Origin of the sequence: Cryobacterium sp. Y82 (assembly GCF_002929495.1) — a bacterium.
Taxonomy (GTDB): Bacteria; Actinomycetota; Actinomycetes; order Actinomycetales; family Microbacteriaceae; genus Cryobacterium; species Cryobacterium serini.
In genome coordinates this window covers 180707-198651 of record NZ_PJJJ01000035.1, presented here as the reverse complement: position 1 = coordinate 198651, position 17945 = coordinate 180707, and the positions used below count along the sequence as shown (strand labels likewise).

General features: G+C 64.1%; 17 protein-coding genes. 14 read left to right on the top strand and 3 right to left on the bottom strand.

Annotated features, from left to right (window positions below; translation table 11 throughout):
• Window positions 1-42 precede the first annotated feature (42 nt).
• From CXY70_RS13030 to CXY70_RS17855, 3 genes are all read right to left on the bottom strand, one after another.
• On the bottom strand, window positions 43-276 hold the full coding sequence (locus CXY70_RS13030; RefSeq protein ID WP_104192774.1) for a helix-turn-helix transcriptional regulator: 234 nt from the start codon (window positions 274-276) through the stop codon (window positions 43-45).
• On the bottom strand, window positions 276-1046 hold the full coding sequence (locus CXY70_RS13025; protein ID WP_104192773.1) for a hypothetical protein: 771 nt from the start codon (window positions 1044-1046) through the stop codon (window positions 276-278). The genes CXY70_RS13030 and CXY70_RS13025 overlap by 1 nt, the downstream gene beginning before the upstream one ends.
• A gap of 732 nt (window positions 1047-1778) precedes the next feature.
• Complete coding sequence (locus CXY70_RS17855) at window positions 1779-2126, bottom strand: DUF2809 domain-containing protein (RefSeq protein WP_158250982.1); 348 nt, start codon at window positions 2124-2126, stop codon at window positions 1779-1781.
• Between the two features lie 172 nt (window positions 2127-2298).
• On the opposite strand from CXY70_RS17855, the gene rpe reads away from it, so the two are divergent.
• The 14 genes from rpe (at window position 2299) to CXY70_RS12950 (ending at window position 17936) form a co-directional block, all read left to right on the top strand.
• Entirely contained in the window at window positions 2299-2982 is a 684-nt protein-coding gene (rpe, locus tag CXY70_RS13015; RefSeq protein ID WP_104192772.1) for a ribulose-phosphate 3-epimerase, read from the top strand.
• Window positions 2979-3242 carry a phosphoribosyl-ATP diphosphatase gene (locus CXY70_RS13010; protein ID WP_092340073.1) on the top strand — a complete coding sequence of 88 codons (264 nt, stop codon included), beginning with the start codon at window positions 2979-2981 and terminating at the stop codon, window positions 3240-3242. Before rpe ends, CXY70_RS13010 begins: the two co-directional genes overlap by 4 nt.
• Window positions 3243-3314: 72 nt before the next feature.
• Window positions 3315-4154, top strand: coding sequence for an ATP phosphoribosyltransferase (gene hisG, locus CXY70_RS13005; RefSeq protein WP_104192771.1), 840 nt, complete (start codon window positions 3315-3317; stop codon window positions 4152-4154).
• Between the two features lie 21 nt (window positions 4155-4175).
• The gene (gene hisF, locus CXY70_RS13000; RefSeq protein WP_104192770.1) at window positions 4176-4937 is read left to right on the top strand and encodes an imidazole glycerol phosphate synthase subunit HisF; all 762 of its coding nucleotides are present in this window, start codon (window positions 4176-4178) and stop codon (window positions 4935-4937) included.
• On the top strand, window positions 4937-5302 hold the full coding sequence (gene hisI / locus CXY70_RS12995; RefSeq protein WP_104192769.1) for a phosphoribosyl-AMP cyclohydrolase: 366 nt from the start codon (window positions 4937-4939) through the stop codon (window positions 5300-5302). Before hisF ends, hisI begins: the two co-directional genes overlap by 1 nt.
• Window positions 5299-6855 carry an anthranilate synthase component I gene (locus CXY70_RS12990; protein ID WP_104192768.1) on the top strand — a complete coding sequence of 519 codons (1557 nt, stop codon included), beginning with the start codon at window positions 5299-5301 and terminating at the stop codon, window positions 6853-6855. Before hisI ends, CXY70_RS12990 begins: the two co-directional genes overlap by 4 nt.
• An 11-nt stretch (window positions 6856-6866) precedes the next feature.
• Entirely contained in the window at window positions 6867-7550 is a 684-nt protein-coding gene (locus tag CXY70_RS12985) for a Trp biosynthesis-associated membrane protein (RefSeq protein WP_158250981.1), read from the top strand.
• Window positions 7551-7624: 74 nt separating this feature from the next.
• Window positions 7625-7846, top strand: coding sequence for a DUF6704 family protein (locus CXY70_RS12980; protein ID WP_104192766.1), 222 nt, complete (start codon window positions 7625-7627; stop codon window positions 7844-7846).
• A 19-nt stretch (window positions 7847-7865) separates the two neighbouring features.
• Window positions 7866-8636, top strand: coding sequence for an indole-3-glycerol phosphate synthase TrpC (gene trpC / locus CXY70_RS12975; protein ID WP_104192765.1), 771 nt, complete (start codon window positions 7866-7868; stop codon window positions 8634-8636).
• On the top strand, window positions 8637-9848 hold the full coding sequence (gene trpB, locus CXY70_RS12970) for a tryptophan synthase subunit beta (protein WP_104192764.1): 1212 nt from the start codon (window positions 8637-8639) through the stop codon (window positions 9846-9848). It begins immediately after the preceding gene.
• Window positions 9845-10669 carry a tryptophan synthase subunit alpha gene (gene trpA / locus CXY70_RS12965; protein ID WP_104192763.1) on the top strand — a complete coding sequence of 275 codons (825 nt, stop codon included), beginning with the start codon at window positions 9845-9847 and terminating at the stop codon, window positions 10667-10669. Before trpB ends, trpA begins: the two co-directional genes overlap by 4 nt.
• A gap of 87 nt (window positions 10670-10756) precedes the next feature.
• Window positions 10757-11761: a prolipoprotein diacylglyceryl transferase gene (gene lgt, locus CXY70_RS12960; RefSeq protein ID WP_104192864.1), complete on the top strand. Its 1005-nt coding sequence runs from the start codon at window positions 10757-10759 to the stop codon at window positions 11759-11761.
• Window positions 11762-11908: 147 nt separating this feature from the next.
• Window positions 11909-16486, top strand: coding sequence for a glutamate synthase large subunit (gene gltB, locus CXY70_RS12955; RefSeq protein ID WP_104192762.1), 4578 nt, complete (start codon window positions 11909-11911; stop codon window positions 16484-16486).
• Window positions 16479-17936, top strand: coding sequence for a glutamate synthase subunit beta (locus tag CXY70_RS12950; protein ID WP_104192761.1), 1458 nt, complete (start codon window positions 16479-16481; stop codon window positions 17934-17936). Before gltB ends, CXY70_RS12950 begins: the two co-directional genes overlap by 8 nt.
• The last annotated feature ends 9 nt before the right edge of the window (window positions 17937-17945 follow it).

Below are 17945 nucleotides of genomic sequence, written 5' to 3'. Positions count from 1 at the left end.
AGTGGCTACCGAGATCAGGCGCGGTCATGCGGGCATCCGCTGTCAGGGGCTCGGTCCCACCACCAGCAGATCTCCGACATCGCAGTCGAGCGCATCACAGATCGCCCGCAGGGTTGAATAGCGGATGGCTCTGGCTCGGTCGTTCTTCAGCACCGACAGGTTGACGATGCTGACGCCCACGAGGGAGCTGAGCCGCGTCAGGGTCATGCCACGCTGCTCGAGGAGCTCGTCGAGCCGGCAATGAATGCCGGAGTCCTCATCGGGAACCGCGGGCATCAGACGAGCCCGTCGGAGTCTCTTTGCAACTTCTGCCCGTATCGAAATACCGCGGCTACGGCGAACAGGGCCAGGCCCACCCAGATCGGCCAGAAATCCAGAGTCCATTCGTGGCCTGCCATCGGCAGCCCGATGACCTGACGAATGTCAGTCCAGTCGATCTCGGCTGTGTCCAGACTCCACCCGGTTGCCCTGAGTACCTGAGAGGAGGCGAGGCCGCCCGCGACAGCATCACACACCTGCCAGCCGAGGCCGCCGACGATGATCGAGGTCGCGGTCAGGTTGATGCCGCGGGTCAGTGCCGGACGGAACGGATCCAGCCTGATGATGCTCGTGCAGAGCATAACAACAACGACAGCGATCACAACGTTCGTCGCTCCCTGAAGCGCGTCGCCGGCTGCCAGCCAGACGCGGGTGGCAGTGTCCAGCCCTGCCACGGTCACCACAGCGTGGTCGAACCCTCCACCCACAACGTCGGCGGTCGTCCCCGTGACCTCAACCGTGTTCGGCAGGCCGGGCCAGAATGGCTTGACGGGCAGCCGCACACTCACAGCGTCGCTGAGTAGCCGTTGCAGGGCGTCGGCTACAGTTCCGAACACCGTCACCACCGCATAGAGGATCGCGATGATTCTGGTGACCCGCACCGCCTTGGTGGGGCCGACATCGGTGCCCGGTCGAGATCCCGATCGACGTTCGATTACCACGACGGTCGCTATGGTGCCGAGCACGAGTAAGACGAGGAGAGCAGCCCACCAGGTTAGAGCCGCCATCAGCGTGTCATTTCAGAGTTCTTCGTGTCGTGTTGAATCATCATCATGCTGGACCCTTACGCCATAACGTTTGTCGATACATAACGATAAACGATAACACGATTTCAACAGCACGAAATGCGCCCCGAGCGATGACCAAGCATGCTGCCCAGTGTCGAGCAGCGGTGCACCGGGTGCTCGGAGCGCCGCGCGGCAGTGCGAGGAACTCTATGCTCGACGTCTCCTTGTTTCTGCCTTGTGCATAGCTCCTGGTACTTTCGAAAATTTGATCGATAACTCGCACTAAGGCCGGGTCGGGGAGGTTCTTTCTTTGAGCAAGTTTGCACTCAATTTCAGGTTTTTTTCATAATGCACCGGACGGCTCTGCGCCCGGTGAGGCCCCGGCGCACGGGCGGACCCGCCGATATGGACAATGCTGTGCTGCTCTGCAACGCCGGGCGTGAAAGTATCGAGACCTCCGGCTCGGATATCACCATGCGAGACGGCCGGCCCGGGGTCTCCGGGCCCCCGTGTTCGACCCCACCCAAACCTGGCGCCCCGCCGGCCAAAACCGCGCTGCCACCCCTGCCGAAAAACCCAACTGGGAAAAGTAGGCGCCCGCCCCACGTGTACGACGCCGAGACCGCGCCACGTCGTGCACGTGGAGGTCTCGGCAAGGTCGACTAGCGCGGATGTAGATTGTGGCGCCTCGACCACGGTGAGTGCCGCTTGCACGAGCGCATTCCGTAGCTGCTACCTGGCGGTTGGCCGGATCGATCGCGTGCGGCGTCGTGGAATGAGCCTGTCGCAGACCAGGGCGGCTGACACCCCCACGGCATAGGCGAGGAGATCCACGGGCGCAAACGTCGTGCCGAGAATGAGTCTGGCCGGCGGAAAGACATCGGCCAGGGCAGCCGGCCCTGGGGATAGTTGGGCTGCCTCGATCGTCACGCAAACCAAGTAGGCGATCGTTGCACTGACCTGAGGTCGAAAGCGTGGAGCGATGAACGAAACGGCCAGGTAGGTCAGCACCGCGTACAGAGCGTCGGCAGCGAAATCACCGACCGGTCCATTGTTGGTGAAATGAACCGTCAACCCCATGCCCGTGATGACAGCGCCGGAAGCCAGGAGGCTCCGTCTGCTCCTCGACGCGGGTCTCGTCCCACGCGAATACGGGGATTCCGAGCGTTCCATCCCTTGAGGATAGGGGACCGTCCCGCGGCACGGTCCTGAGGCAACCACGCGCCGAGCTCTGGCTCGATAGGCTGAGTGGATGGCTAACCGCATCAATCCGAGCATCCTCGCCGCCGATTTCGCCAACCTTGAGAGCGAGCTTTCCCGCATCCGCTCTGCCGACCTCGTGCACGTTGACATCATGGACAACCACTTCGTTCCAAACCTCACCTTCGGGCTGGGAATGGTCGAACGCCTGCAGCAGGTGTCGCCGCTGCCGCTGGACATCCACTTGATGATCGAGGATCCCGAGCGTTGGGCGCCGGGCTATGCCGAGGCCGGCGCCTACTCGGTGACCTTCCACGCTGAGGCCACGACCGAGCCCATCGCTCTGGCCCGTCGGCTGCGGCAGATCGGCGCGCGCGCTGGCATCGCCCTGAAACCGGGCACTGATGTTGCGCCGTATCTCGAACTGCTCTCCGAATTCGACCAGGTGCTCGTAATGACAGTCGAGCCGGGTTTTGGCGGCCAGAGCTTCATGCAATCGACCATGCCGAAGCTCGAGCAGCTCCGCGCTGCCGTCGAAAAGACCGGCCTCGACGTCTGGCTGCAGGTCGACGGCGGCATCACCGAGCAGACGATCGAAATTGCCGCTTTGGCCGGCGCCGACACCTTTGTGGCTGGTTCCAGCGTGTTTGGGGCCGAGAATCCCGCCGCCCAGATCGGCCTGCTGCGGGAGCGCGCGGCCAGCCACCGTCACGGGGCGGGTAACCTAGAGTTGTGAAAACATTCGATGACCTTTTCGTAGAACTAAGCGACAAGGCCGCCACCCGTCCAGAGGGCTCCGGTACCGTACGCGAACTGGACGCCGGCGTGCACGCCATCGGCAAGAAAATTGTTGAGGAAGCCGCCGAAGTCTGGATGGCCGCCGAGTTTCAAAGCGACGACGAAACCTCCGCTGAAATCTCCCAGTTGCTGTACCACCTGCAGGTCATGATGATCGCCAAGGGCCTCTCTCCGGCCGACATTTACCGACATTTGTGACCCACGCCGGCGTTCGACGCTGGCTCGAATTCACTCAATAGTCGTATGTTAAAAAACCAAGAGAGTATCCCCATGCTGAGAATTGCCGTGCCCAACAAGGGCTCGTTGTCTGAAACCGCCGCGCAGATGCTGGCTGAAGCCGGCTATACCGGCCGGCGCGATCCACGTGACCTCGTCACCGCCGATCCGCGAAACGGCGTCGAATTCTTCTATCTTCGCCCCCGCGACATCGCCACCTACGTCGGATCAGGCGCGCTCGACGTCGGCATCACCGGCCGCGACCTGCTGCTCGACTCGCACTCGAAAGCCGTGGAGATCGCCGCCCTCGACTTCGGCGACTCGACCTTTCGGTTCGCCGGGCCGGCCGGGCGCTTCACCGAGCTGAAAGACCTCGACGGTCTGCGCGTCGCGACGAGCTACCCGGGCCTGGTGGAACGCTTCCTCGCCACGCACTCCGTGACCGTCGACCTGGTCGAACTCGATGGCGCGGTCGAATCTGCCGTTCAGCTCGGGGTAGCGGATGCCGTCGCCGACGTCGTCTCCACCGGGACGACCCTGCGCAAAGCCGGCCTCGAAATCTTCGGACCGGTCATCCTCGAGTCCACCGCCGTACTGATCAGCTCCACCAGCGACAAGGCCGGAATCGACACCCTGCTGCGCCGCCTCCAGGGCGTGCTCGTGGCACGCCAGTACGTGCTGCTCGACTACGACATCCCGGTAGCCCTGCTCGATGCTGCCGCAGCGCTCGCGCCCGGCATCGAATCCCCGACTGTTTCCTCCCTTCACGACCCGGAGTGGGCCGCCGTGCGCGTCATGATCGCCCGGCTCGATATGAACAACGTGATGGATGCCCTCTACGCCCTTGGGGCCAGGGCCATCCTGGTCACCACCATCCACAACGCCCGTTTGTAAACCGGCGAGAGGAGAACTCGCATGAGTTTGAGTGTGCGCGTCATACCCTGCCTCGACGTGGCCAACGGTCGCGTCGTTAAGGGCGTCAACTTTCAGAATCTGCGCGACGCCGGCGACCCGGTCGAGCTGGCGCGACGTTACTACGAGCAGGGTGCCGACGAACTCACCTTCCTCGATGTCACCGCCACGGTGGACAACCGCTCGACGACCTATGACGTGGTGCGCGCGACCGCTGAGCAAGTGTTCATTCCGCTGACGGTCGGCGGCGGCATCCGCACCGTCGAAGACGTCTCCCGGCTGCAGGCGAGCGGCGCCGACAAGGTCAGCGTCAACAGCGCGGCCATTGCCCGCCCGGCTCTTATCGCTGAAATCGCCGACCGGTTTGGCGCCCAGGTGCTCGTGTTGAGCCTTGACGTCAAACGATCCGAACGCACGGAGAGCGGTTTCGTCGTCACCACGCACGGTGGCCGTACCGAGACCGACCTGGATGCCGTGGCCTGGGCCCGGCAGGCGATCGAGCTGGGTGCCGGGGAACTCCTGGTCAACTCGATCGATGCCGACGGCACGAAGGCCGGATTCGATACCGACCTTATCGCGCTCATGCGAACCAACAGTCGGGTTCCGGTGATCGCCTCCGGTGGCGCTGGGCGCCTGGAGCACTTTCCGCCGGCGATTCGAGCCGGTGCGGATGCCGTTCTCGCGGCATCCGTTTTTCACAATGAACTATTGACCATAGGCGACGTCAAGCGTGAGCTCGCCGACGCCGGAATGCTGGTGCGCTGATGACCAAGGAACTTACCGATCAGCTGGACGCCGCTGTATTTAGTGACGACGGGCTGCTTCCCGCCGTAATCCAGCAGTGGGACACCCGTGAGGTGCTCATGCTCGGGTGGATGAACCGGGAAGCGCTCCGCCGCACCCTCACCTCGGGACGCGTGACCTTCTGGTCGCGCAGCCGGCAGGAATTTTGGCGGAAGGGCGACACTTCCGGCCACGCCCAGTACGTGCAGTCCGCCGCCTTCGACTGCGATAGTGACACCCTGCTCGTGCAGGTCGACCAGGTCGGAGCCGCCTGTCACACTGGCACGCACACGTGCTTTGACGGGCGCGACCTGGGCGCAATCACCATGGACAGGCCGATGGCATGACCGATAGTACCCCCGTCGCAACCGGTTCCCGTACGGCCGGTTCGACGACGCGCGACCAGTTTGATGCGTTAACCGGGGAGCACCGGGTCATTCCGGTGATCCGTGAACTGTTCGCAGACGGTGAGACCCCCGTTGGCATCTATCGAAAACTGGCCGACGGACTGCCGGGCAGCTTTCTGCTGGAGTCCGCCGAACAGGGCGGAATCTGGTCCCGGTTCTCCTTTATCGGTGTCTCCTCGTTCGGTGTGCTCACCCAACAGGGCGACGACACCCGGTGGATCGACTACGGCCTCTCCACCGAGCGTGCGCTCGGCTCCGCAGCCGAACTCGGACCCCTCGACGCTCTGGCCTACCTGTTCGAACGCTGGCAGACGCCGCGGCTGCCCGAGCACCCCCCGCTCACGGGAGGACTGGTCGGCTTCATCGGCTGGGAGGCGATTCGCCAGATCGAACGCCTGCCGCACCAGCCGCCGGCCGACTACGAGGTGCCAGGCCAGTCGTTTAGCTTCGTCGCCGACCTCGTCGTTCTCGACCACAAGTACGGAACCGTGCAACTCATCGCCAACGTGCTCAACGACGGCGCCGACACCCCCGAGCAGCTCTGGGCTGACGCGACGGCACGCCTGAATTCACTGCAAACCCGACTTGCCGCGCCCGGAGAAGCCTGGCTGGCTGAGGTTGACCTGCAGGCACCGAGCGCGCCGAGCAACCGCACCACGCGAGACGATTTTCTTGCCGCCGTCAATGTTGGCAAACAGCACATCGTCGACGGCGACGTGTTTCAGGTCGTCATCTCCCAGCGCTTCGACCAGGTCTGCACCGCACACCCCATCGACGTCTACCGCGTGCTGCGCAGCCTCAACCCGAGCCCATACATGTACCTGCTCAGTCTCGAAACGGCGGAGGGAGACCCGTACTGGATCGTCGGGTCCTCGCCCGAAGCGCTCGTCAAGGTACAAGACCAACGCGTCTTCACCCACCCGATCGCCGGCTCGAAACCACGCGGCACAACGCCGGATGCCGACGCCGACTACGCGATCGAGCTGGCCGAAGACCCCAAGGAACGTGCCGAGCACCTCATGCTCGTCGACCTCGCCCGCAACGACCTGCTGAAAGTCTGCACGGCTGGATCGGTCGAAGTGACCGAATTCATGCGCATTGAACGGTTCAGCCACATCATGCACCTGGTGTCCTCGGTCGAGGGCAACCTGGTCGCCGGCAAGACCGCGATCGATGTTTTCCGTGCCACTTTTCCGGCCGGCACCCTGTCGGGCGCTCCGAAACCGCGGGCGCTCGAGATCATCGACGCTCTCGAACCGGCTCAGCGTGGCGTGTACGGGGGAGTGGTGGGCTACTTCGGCTTCGCCGGCGACGCCGACCTTGCCATCGCCATCCGTACCGCCACCATCAAGGACGGCATCGCCCGGGTACAGGCCGGCGGCGGCGTCGTCACCGATTCCGACCCGGCCTCCGAGTACCAGGAGTCAGAGAACAAAGCGGCAGCCCCCTTGCGCGCCGTCGCCATCGCCAACGCGATGCGGCGAGTGTTCTAATGAACGAACGGATGCCCGCGCGTCGCCTCAAACTCGTACTCATTCTCACCATTCTGGGCGCGAGTGCCCTGGCAATGCTGGCGTGGACGCAGGTCTGGGTGCACGCCGAAGTGGCACTGCCCGACGCTGGCAGCCAGGTGCTCGAGATCGACGGAGCCATCGCCGCACCGGCACTGACGGCGCTGGCCCTTTCCGGGTTCGCCCTCTCCGCTGCCCTCACCATCGCCGGTCGCCTCATCAGGGTCGTGCTCGGCGCGCTTGAGGTTCTCCTCGGGTTCTCGGTCTTTCTGGCCGCATACCTCGCGGTCGAGGACCCGTCTCAGGCCAGTGCCGCTGCGGTCACTGCTGCGACCGGAATTGCCGGACACGAATCCATTCAGTTGAGCGTTCTCGGCACGGTGGTTACCCCGTGGCCGTTCGTCGCAATGGGCGCCGCTGTCATTATGGCGGCGACCGGTGTTGCCGTCATCGTGACGAGCGCACGCTGGCCCGGGCCGACTCGCAAATACCAGGCCGTGCGGTTTGAGCCGGTTGCCGACCCCGACGGTTCCCTGCCAGCTTCCGCGGTGACCAGCGATGCGTCGACCGAGCCTCCGCCGGCGGTGACCAGCGATGCGTCGACCGAGCCTGCGCCGGCTGACTCCGTTGGCGACTGGGACGACCTCAGTCGCGGCGAAGACCCGACCGCTCGCTGAGGGCGCGCTGTCGCTCCGCTAGACTTGACCTGCTTGTCAACGCATACAGTGTTTACGTATTTACGAGGAGAACCATGAGCATCGATCTGTCAGATCCCGGACACGGCCACTCCCCGGCGGCCTGGATCGCGGTCATCATCATGCTGGCTGCCTTTACCATCGGCACCACAGCATTCTTCTTTAGTCTCGCCTGGCTCGTCTGGGCTTCCTTCGGGTTGCTTATAGCCGGGCTCATCGTCGGCTACGTACTCGGCAAAGTCGGCTACGGCGTTAGCGCCACGTCGGCCGAGCACTAACCGGCGGCGCTGAGACCTGGTGCTCCAAGAACTTCTCGCTGGTGCGCTCTCTGACGCCGATCAGCGCCTTCTCACTCGTCCGCTCGCAAGAGTGGAGGCTGCGGCGCGCGCCCACGCGCCCGCTCTCGATGCATTGGCCGCCTTGGCCCCCACTGTGCGGGTCAAGATTCTCGCAGAAATCAAGCGGGCCAGTCCGAGCCGTGGCACCCTGGCGTCCATCACGGACCCGGCAGGCCTGGCAGTGTCCTATGAGACGGGTGGGGCGAGCGCTATCAGCGTACTCACCGAGGGTCGCCGTTTTCAGGGCTCACTGACCGACCTCGAGCAGGTGCGGGCAGCGGTAAACATTCCTATCCTGCGTAAGGACTTCATCGGCACGCCGTATCAGGTGTTCGAAGCCCGCGCGGCCGGCGCCGACCTTGTGCTGCTCATCGTGGCCGCGCTCGATCAAGCCACTTTGCTCTCGCTGCACGATCTCATTCGCGAGCTCGGAATGACTGCGTTGGTCGAAACGCACAGTGGCGACGAAGTCAGCCGCGCACTCGACATCGGCGCGAGCCTGGTCGGCGTCAACGCGCGCAACCTGTCTACTTTTGAACTTGACCAGAACCTCTTCGGCACTCTCGCCGACAAAATCCCGTCCGGTGTTATCCGAGTCGCCGAATCCGCTGTCAAGACGGCCGCCGACGTGGCGCACTACCGCGGCGCTGGCGCCGATGTCGTTCTCGTGGGCGAAGCGCTCGTCACGAGCGATCCTATCCGAACCCTCTCTGAGTTTTTGGCGGTTTAAATGTCTCTACGTACACAGCCCGGCCCCTATTTCGGTGACTTCGGCGGCAGGTTCGTGCCCGAGTCGCTCGTGGCGGCGCTCGATGAACTCACGGCGGAATACGAACTCGCCAAGAACGATCCAGCCTTTGCTGCGGCCTTGATGAAGTTGCACGTCGACTACACCGGTCGCCCCTCCATCATCACGGAGGTGCCGCGATTCGCCGAGTACGCCGGCGGCGCCCGCATCATCCTCAAGCGTGAAGATCTCAATCACACCGGTTCCCACAAGATCAATAACGCCCTCGGACAGGCACTGCTCACCAAACGCATCGGTAAGACCCGCGTGATCGCCGAAACCGGGGCCGGCCAGCACGGGGTGGCCACGGCCACCGTCGCCGCTCTGTTCGGGTTAGAGTGCGTTGTCTATATGGGCGAAGTCGACACGGAACGTCAGGCCCTCAACGTCGCACGGATGCGTCTGCTCGGTGCCGAGGTCGTTCCGGTTAAGACCGGCTCGCGCACGCTCAAGGACGCCATCAACGATGCCATGCGCGACTGGGTCACCAACGTCGAGACCACCAATTACATCTTTGGAACCGTAGCCGGACCGCATCCGTTCCCCGCCATGGTGCGCGACTTTCAAAAAATCATCGGAGAGGAAGCCCGTCAGCAGGTTCTTGATCTGACCGGCAGCCTGCCGGATGCCGTCACCGCCTGTGTTGGTGGCGGCTCGAATGCCATGGGTATTTTTCACGCGTTCCTCGACGATCCGACCGTCGCACTATTTGGCTATGAGGCGGCCGGTGACGGCGTTGACACGCCACGCCACGCCGCCACCATCACCAAAGGCCGTCCCGGAGTACTCCACGGTGCCCGGAGCATGCTGCTGCAGGACGAAGACGGGCAGACCGTCGAATCCCATTCCATCTCTGCGGGGCTTGACTATCCAGGTGTCGGGCCGGAACATGCCTGGCTTGCCAGCATCGGCCGGGCGACCTACATGCCCATCACCGACGACGAGGCGATGAGCGCCCTGCGGCTGCTGAGCCGCACCGAGGGCATCATTCCGGCGATCGAGTCGTCCCATGCCCTCGCCGGTACCCTCGCGCTGGGTCGCGCACTCGGCCCGGAGGCGACCATCCTGGTCAACCTCAGCGGTCGCGGTGATAAAGACATGGAAACAGCCGGTCGGTACTTCGATCTGCTCGACGAAGGCGCGGAACAGTCATGACGACTCCCATCACCAGCGACGCTGTGAGCACGGTCGAACAGGCCATCGCCCGCCGGCGCTCCGAGGGTGGGGGAGCCCTCATCGGCTACCTTCCGGTCGGTTTCCCCACGCTGAACGACAGCATCGACGCTGCGGTGGCGCTCGTCGCCAACGGCGTCGACATTATCGAACTCGGCCTGCCGTACTCCGACCCGGTGATGGACGGTCCTGTCATTCAGGCGGCCACCCAGCAGGCCCTGGCCAACGGGTTCAAGCTGCGCCACGGGTTCGAGGCGATCAGGGCCATCACCGCACAGGTCGATGCCCCCGTGCTGGTCATGACCTATTGGAACCCGGTCGTGCAGTACGGCGTCGAACGATTCGCCGACGACCTGCGCGCCGCTGGCGGTGCCGGACTGATCACGCCCGACCTCATTCCCGACGAAGCCGACGACTGGATGGCGGCGAGCGTTCGCGCCGACCTCGACCGGGTCTTCCTGGCTGCACCGTCGTCGTCGGACGCCCGCTTGGTGCAGGCGATCGAGGCGAGCCGCGGATTCGTGTACACCGTCTCGACGATGGGAACGACCGGCGCTCGCGCCGGTGTGGACGCGGCCGCCCGCATCCTCGTGGAGCGCTTGCGCGCGGTCGGCTGCACGAGCGCGTGCGTCGGCCTGGGCATCTCCACGCCCGAGCAGGTGCGCGAAATCCTCGGTTACGCCGACGGCGCCATCGTTGGTTCCGCGCTCGTGAAAGCGCTGACCGATGGGGGAGTACCCGCCGTAGCCCGCCTGGCTGGTGAACTCGCCGCCGGTGCGCGCGATATTCGTCTCGCCTCCTAGACGCGCTTTACACTTAATTGTTCGAGGCGATCGATCGATTCGCCCCAAGTGACGTGAGTCACGATGAAAGGTAGTACCTAGGTGTCTTTGAGTCTTCTGAGCGCGAGCATCCCGAGTCCGGAGTGGAGTTTCTTCGACCTCCACTTTTTCGATCTCGCCACGTTCCGCATCCACGCCTACGCGCTGTGCATCCTGGCCGGTATCATCCTGGCGACCATCATCACCTCCCGTCGCCTGACCAAGCGTGGCGCGGAGCCGGGAGTTGTACTCGACATCATCCTCTGGGCGGTGCCCCTCGGCATTGTCGGGGCGCGAATGTACCACGTGCTCACCCACCCGGGCGACTACTTCTTTGAGGGCGCTGACCTCTTGCGCACCCTGTACATCTGGGAGGGCGGCAATGCTATCTTCGGTTCGCTGATCGGTGGCGCCGTCGGCGCCTATATCGGCTGCCGACTGGCGGGCATCCGCTTTTGGACGTTCGCCGACGCCGTCGCGCCCGCGCTGCTGGTCGCGCAGGCCACCGGTCGGCTCGGCAACTGGTTCAACCACGAACTGTTCGGCCTGCCGACGACCCTGCCCTGGGGCCTCGAAATCGAATCGAGCAATGTTGCCTTTCCGGTCGGGCTGCCGTCCGGCACGCTGTTCCACCCGACTTTTCTCTACGAAATCATCTGGAACCTGCTCGGTGTGGCGGTCATCCTCTACCTCGAACGTAAATTCCGTCTGCGGTTCGGTCAGACCCTGGGTGCGTACCTCATCTGGTACGGATTCGGGCGCAGCTTTTTTGAGTCGATTCGCATCGACCCGAGCGAGATCTACTTCGGCATCCGCACCAACGTCTGGGCTGCTCTGGCCGCCATCGCGCTCGGTCTGGTCATCATTCTCGTGCAGCGTCAGCGCCACCCGGGGCTGGAGCCGAGTCCGTATGTTCCCGGTCGGGAATGGATCGGGTCGGACGCTGGGGTAGAATCGGAGGACAGTGATTCGGATGATCTTGATCAAAGCTCCGCGAATCAGAGCGATGATGCCGATGAACGCACCGAATCACCCGAGGCTCCCGCCACAAGCACGAGCGCTTCGCGTCTGTAGAGTCACGTCGCTGCATCCAGCTGACACACACATAGCGTCGCCCGCTGATGGGCTTGACCCGAACAGGGCGACGGTTACAGTTTTTCGCACTTCTCCTTCGGGCCAGCGTCGTCCCTTCCTGCCAGTCATCTCGTGAGGACGGTCTCAATGGCGCAGAAACCTCTCTACTCCCGCTTCAGCAACATGCCCGAAGCATCCGGTTTGTACGACCCGGCGGCCGAGCGCGACGCGTGCGGCCTGGCCATGGTGGCGACCTTGCGGGGCACCGCCGGACACGACATCATCACCCAGGCCCTCGATGCCCTACGCAACCTGGAACACCGTGGTGCGGTTGGCTCCGATGCCGGTACCGGTGACGGCGCCGGTATCATCACCCAAATACCGGATGCTTTTCTGCGCGCCGTCACAGAGTTCGCTCTTCCCCCGGTCGGGCAGTACGCCGTCGGAAACGTCTTTCTGCCGACCGACCCAACCGCTCGCACCGCCATCAAACGTGCCATCAGTCTCATCGCCGACGAAGAAAGCCTCACCATCATCGGGTGGCGCGAGGTCCCGGTGCACCCTGAAGACCTCGGCATCCAGGCCCGCGCGAACATGCCGGCGATCCAGCAGCTGTTTGTGCAGAGCACCCGCACCACCGAGTCGGGCGAGCCGTTTGCCGACATCGCACTCGATCGTCAGACCTATCGACTGCGCAAGCGTGCCGAACGCGAACTCGAGATTTACTTCGTGTCGCTGTCCTGCCGCACACTCGTCTATAAGGGCATGGTCACGACCCTGCAACTCGAACCGTTCTACCCGGACCTGTCCGACGAACGCTTCGCCTCGACGCTGGCCTTAGTGCACTCGCGCTACTCAACGAACACATTTCCTTCCTGGCCGCTCGCGCAGCCGTTCCGCATGATCGCTCACAACGGCGAGATCAACACGGTGCAGGGCAACCGCAACTGGATGCGCGCGCGCCAGTCCCAGCTCGAGTCCGAGCTGCTCGGTGACGTCGCACCGCTGCTGCCGATCGTCACCCCGGGTGCGAGCGACTCGGCCTCCTTCGATGAGGTTGTCGAACTGCTCAGCCTGTCGGGACGATCACTGCCGCACGCCATCATGATGATGGTGCCGGAGGCGTGGGAAAACCAGACCGACCTCGACGACGAACGTCGCGACTTCTACGAATACCACTCCATGCTCATGGAACCGTGGGACGGCCCCGCCGCGATCGTTTTCACCGACGGTTCCCTCGTGGGGGCAACGCTCGACCGCAACGGCTTGCGCCCCGGACGCTACCTCGTCACCGACGACGGGCTCGTCGTGCTCGCGAGCGAGATCGGCGTACTCGGCATCGATCCGGCCCGGGTCGTGCGCAAGGGCCGCCTGCGTCCCGGCCAGATGTTCCTGGTCGACACCAAGGCCGGCCGCATCATCGACGACCGGGAGATCAAGGCAGAACTGTCCGCGAGCGAACCCTGGGGAGACTGGCTCGAGAAGGGGCGCATCAACCTCAAGGATCTTCCGGAGCGAGAGCACATCGTGCACCCGCCGGCCTCGGTAGTGCGTCGTCAGCGCACCTTCGGCTACACCGAAGAAGAGGTGCGCATTCTGCTCGCCCCGATGGCCAGAACCGGAGCCGAACCGCTGGGCGCCATGGGTAGCGACACCCCCATCGCCGTGCTCAGCGACCGTCCGCGCCTCATGTTCGACTACTTCACCCAGCAGTTCGCACAGGTCACCAACCCCCCGCTCGACTCGATTCGCGAAGAAGTCGTGACGAGTCTCAAGCTCGCTCTCGGGCCGGAGCGCAACCTGCTGTCCGCCGGTCCGGAGCACGCCCGCCAGGTAATTTTGGACTTCCCGGTCATCGATAACGACGAACTGGCGAAGATCCAGCACATCGACCCCGCCATCGGCAGCCGCACCACAACGACCATTCGTGGTCTCTACCGCGTCGAAGAAGGGCCAGACGCGCTCTCGAAGCGCCTTGCCGCCATCTGCGTCGAGGTCGACCACGCTATAGAGGCCGGCGCGCTGTTCATCGTGCTGAGTGACCGCGATTCCAACAAGGATCTCGCACCCATCCCTTCGCTGCTCATGATCGCGGCCGTGCATCACCACCTCATTCGCACCGAAAACCGCATGAAGGTCGGAATCGTGGTCGAGGCCGGCGACGTACGCGAAGTGCACCATGTGGCGCTGCTCATTGGGTACGGCGCTTCCGCCGTCAACCCGTACCTGGCCATGGAGACCTGCGAAGACCTTGTGCGCAGCGGCATCATCACCAACGTCACGCCCGAGAAGGCGGTGCGCAACGTCATCAAGGCCCTCGGCAAGGGCGTGCTCAAAATCATGTCCAAGATGGGTATCTCCACCGTGTCGTCCTACGCCGGTGCCCAGGCCTTCGAAGCCGTCGGCCTCGCCCAGTCGTTCGTGGATCAGTACTTCACCGGCACCACGAGCAAGCTCGGCGGCGTCGGCATCGACGTGATCGGTGTCGAAAACCTGGCGCGGCACGCATCCGCCTATCCGATGGACGCCGCCGTGACCGCCCACGAGCGCCTCGCGACCGGCGGCGAATACCAGTGGCGCCGCGATGGTGCCCCACACCTGTTCAACCCGGAGACCATCTTCCGTCTGCAGCACGCCACCCGTACCCGGCGCTACGACATCTTCCGCGAATATACGAAAATGGTCGACGATCAAGCCGAATCCCTGATGACCCTGCGGGGCATGTTCACGCTGAGCCCTGGCCAGCGTCGTCCGGTGCCCCTCGACGAGGTCGAATCGGTCTCCCAGATCGTCAAACGGTTCTCCACCGGCGCGATGAGCTACGGCTCCATTTCCCAGGAAGCGCACGAGACCCTCGCGATTGCCATGAACCGCCTCGGCGGTAAGTCCAACACCGGCGAGGGCGGCGAAGACATCGACCGTCTGCTCGACCCGACCCGGCGCAGCGCGGTGAAGCAGGTTGCGTCCGGTCGATTCGGTGTCACGAGCATGTACCTGACCCACGCCGAGGACATCCAGATCAAACTTGCCCAGGGTGCCAAGCCCGGCGAAGGCGGCCAGCTGCCGCCCACCAAGGTATACCCGTGGATCGCCCGCACCAGGCACGCCACTGCCGGCGTCGGTCTCATCTCACCGCCACCGCACCACGACATCTACTCGATCGAAGACCTCAAGCAGCTCATCTTCGACCTGAAACGGGCCAACCCGAAGGCCCGCATCCACACCAAACTGGTCAGCCAGTCGGGGATCGGGGCCGTCGCGGCCGGTGTCGCCAAGGCCCTCTCCGACGTGATTCTGATCAGCGGCCACGACGGCGGAACGGGTGCGAGCCCGGTCAACTCGCTCAAGCATGCAGGTACGCCGTGGGAACTCGGTCTTGCGGAGACCCAGCAGACGCTCATGCTGAACGGCATGCGCGACCGGGTGGTCGTGCAGGTTGACGGCCAGCTGAAGACCGGGCGTGACGTGCTCGTCGGTGCCCTGCTCGGCGCCGAGGAATTTGGTTTCGCCACCGCGCCGCTCGTCGTCTCTGGCTGCATCATGATGCGCGTCTGTCATCTCGACACCTGCCCGGTCGGCGTTGCTACCCAGAACCCGGAGTTGCGCAAACGCTTCGCCGGTCAGGCCGACCACGTGGTGAACTTCTTCGAGTTCATCGCGCAGGAGGTACGCGAGTACCTGGCCGAGCTCGGATTCCGCAGTCTTGACGAAGCCATCGGCCATCGTGAAGTGCTCAACGTGAACCGCGCTTTGACTCACTGGAAGGCACAGGGACTCGACCTCTCACCCATTCTCAGCGGTCCGGACTTTTCCGAAAGCGAACCGCGCAAGTGGGCCCGCGCCCAGGAGCATGAACTGGAGAAGCACTTCGACAACGAGCTGATTCGTCGCAGCCAGAGCGTGCTCGAGCACGGCGGCACGATCAGCATCGACCTGCCGATCCGCAACACCGAGCGCGCCGTCGGAACCATGCTCGGCAACCAGGTCACCCTGCGGCATGGCGAAAACGGCCTGCCGGCGGGCTCGATCGAGGTCACCCTCACCGGGTCTGCCGGGCAGTCATTCGGAGCGTTCCTGCCGAGCGGCATCACCCTGCGGCTGGAAGGCGATTCCAACGATTACGTCGGTAAGGGGCTGTCGGGCGGGCAGATCATCGTTCGCCCCGATCGAACCAGCCAATTTCCGGCCGAAGACAACGTCATCGCCGGGAACGTCATCGGTTACGGGGCGACCCAGGGCAGCCTGTTCATTCGCGGCATTGTCGGCGAACGATTCCTGGTGCGCAACTCCGGTGCGATCGCCGTCGTGGAAGGCGTGGGCGACCATGCCCTGGAGTACATGACCGGCGGCCTGGCCGTCATCCTCGGTGAGACCGGGCGCAATCTCGGAGCCGGAATGAGCGGCGGAACGGCCTACGTCTACGGGCTCACCGCCGAACGGGTCAATCGTGACGCACTGACCTCGGGGGAGTTGCGCCTGCTGGTGCTCGAAAGTGTCGACCGTGAGATCGTGCGCGACCTGCTCGAACAACACCGGGACCAGACCGACTCTGCGCTGGCCAAGCGAATGCTCGACAACCTGGAAGAAACCATGAATACATTTGTCAAGGTATTGCCGCGCGACTACGCGGCCGTACTGGAGACCCGACAAACGGCCGTCGATGAGGGACTCGATCCCGACGGACTCGTTGTCTGGAATCGAATTCTGGAGGTAACCAATGGCTGATCCGAAGGGATTCCTGAAGACCACGGAACGTGAGCTTCCGGCTCGCCGGCCGGTGGCCATCCGCTTGATGGACTGGAAAGAGGTCTACGAGCAGGGTGACAGTGCCGTGCTCAAACGGCAGGCCGGCCGCTGCATGGACTGTGGCGTACCGTTCTGCCACCAGGGCTGCCCGCTCGGCAACCTTATTCCCGAGTGGAACGATCTGGTCTGGCGCGACGAAGGTCGAGCGGCCATCGAACGCCTGCACGCGACGAACAACTTTCCCGAATTCACCGGTCGGCTCTGCCCTGCCCCGTGTGAATCATCGTGCGTGCTTGGCATCAACCAGCCCGCCGTCACGATTAAGCAGGTCGAGGTGTCGATTATCGACCAGGCCTTCGCGAAGGGCTGGGTGCAGCCGCAGCCACCCGGACGCCTGACCGGTAAGACCGTCGCGGTCGTCGGCTCCGGACCGGCCGGGCTGGCTGCCGCCCAGCAACTTACCCGCGCTGGCCACACCGTCGCCGTGTTCGAACGCGACGATCGCATTGGCGGGCTGCTACGCTACGGCATTCCCGACTTCAAAATGGAGAAGAAGCACCTCGAACTACGCCTCGCCCAGATGACGGCCGAAGGCACGCGCTTTCGTGCCAACGTCAACATCGGCGTGGATATCACGTGGGACGACCTGCGTGCGCGCTACGACGCTGTTGTGGTGGCGACCGGCGCGATGGTGCCGCGCGACCTGCCGATTCCGGGGCGCGATCTGCCCGGAGTGCACTTCGCCATGGAGTACCTGGTTCAGCAGAACAAGATCGGCGCCGGCGGAAGCATCGAAGCGTTGATCACCGCAGAGGGCAAGCACGTCGTTGTACTCGGCGGTGGTGACACCGGTGCCGACTGCATCGGCACCGCGCATCGCCAGCTGGCAGCATCCGTCACCAACCTGGCGATCGGCAAGCAGCCGGGCACGACCCGCCCGGAAAGCCAGCCCTGGCCGATATCGCCGACCCTGTTCGAGGTTTCCAGCGCGCACGAAGAGGGCGGCACCCGCCAGTACCTCGCGTCAACGGTCGAATTTCTCACCAACGACTTCGGCGAGGTGCGAGCCATTCGTATCGCCGAGACCGAGTACCTTGACGGACGCCGCGTTCCCAAGGCCGGTTCGGAGCGGGAGATTCCGGCAGACCTGGTGTTGCTTGCGATGGGCTTCACCGGTCCGGAACAAGACGACCTTGGCCACCAGCTGAAGGTTCCCTTCGATGGGCGCGGCAACGTTGAGCGGGACGAAAACTACCAGACCAGCCAGGAGGGTGTCTTCGTCGCCGGCGACGCCGGTCGTGGCCAGTCGCTGATTGTCTGGGCCATTGCCGAGGGACGCGCCGCCGCCGCTTCGGTCGATGCGTTTCTGGAAGGACAGACGCAACTGCCGTCTCCCGTCAAGCCCACGGACCGCTCGTTCGCCCTCTAATCCACCAGC

Coding starts and splice junctions, on each gene's coding strand:
- CXY70_RS13030 (WP_104192774.1), bottom strand. CDS start 276: ATGCCCGCGGTTCCCGATGAGGACTCCGGCATTCATTGCCGGCTCGAC.
- CXY70_RS13025 (WP_104192773.1), bottom strand. CDS start 1,046: ATGGCGGCTCTAACCTGGTGGGCTGCTCTCCTCGTCTTACTCGTGCTC.
- CXY70_RS17855 (WP_158250982.1), bottom strand. CDS start 2,126: ATGGGGTTGACGGTTCATTTCACCAACAATGGACCGGTCGGTGATTTC.
- rpe (WP_104192772.1), top strand. CDS start 2,299: ATGGCTAACCGCATCAATCCGAGCATCCTCGCCGCCGATTTCGCCAAC.
- hisG (WP_104192771.1), top strand. CDS start 3,315: ATGCTGAGAATTGCCGTGCCCAACAAGGGCTCGTTGTCTGAAACCGCC.
- hisF (WP_104192770.1), top strand. CDS start 4,176: ATGAGTTTGAGTGTGCGCGTCATACCCTGCCTCGACGTGGCCAACGGT.
- hisI (WP_104192769.1), top strand. CDS start 4,937: ATGACCAAGGAACTTACCGATCAGCTGGACGCCGCTGTATTTAGTGAC.
- CXY70_RS12990 (WP_104192768.1), top strand. CDS start 5,299: ATGACCGATAGTACCCCCGTCGCAACCGGTTCCCGTACGGCCGGTTCG.
- CXY70_RS12985 (WP_158250981.1), top strand. CDS start 6,867: ATGCCCGCGCGTCGCCTCAAACTCGTACTCATTCTCACCATTCTGGGC.
- CXY70_RS12980 (WP_104192766.1), top strand. CDS start 7,625: ATGAGCATCGATCTGTCAGATCCCGGACACGGCCACTCCCCGGCGGCC.
- trpB (WP_104192764.1), top strand. CDS start 8,637: ATGTCTCTACGTACACAGCCCGGCCCCTATTTCGGTGACTTCGGCGGC.
- trpA (WP_104192763.1), top strand. CDS start 9,845: ATGACGACTCCCATCACCAGCGACGCTGTGAGCACGGTCGAACAGGCC.
- gltB (WP_104192762.1), top strand. CDS start 11,909: ATGGCGCAGAAACCTCTCTACTCCCGCTTCAGCAACATGCCCGAAGCA.
- CXY70_RS12950 (WP_104192761.1), top strand. CDS start 16,479: ATGGCTGATCCGAAGGGATTCCTGAAGACCACGGAACGTGAGCTTCCG.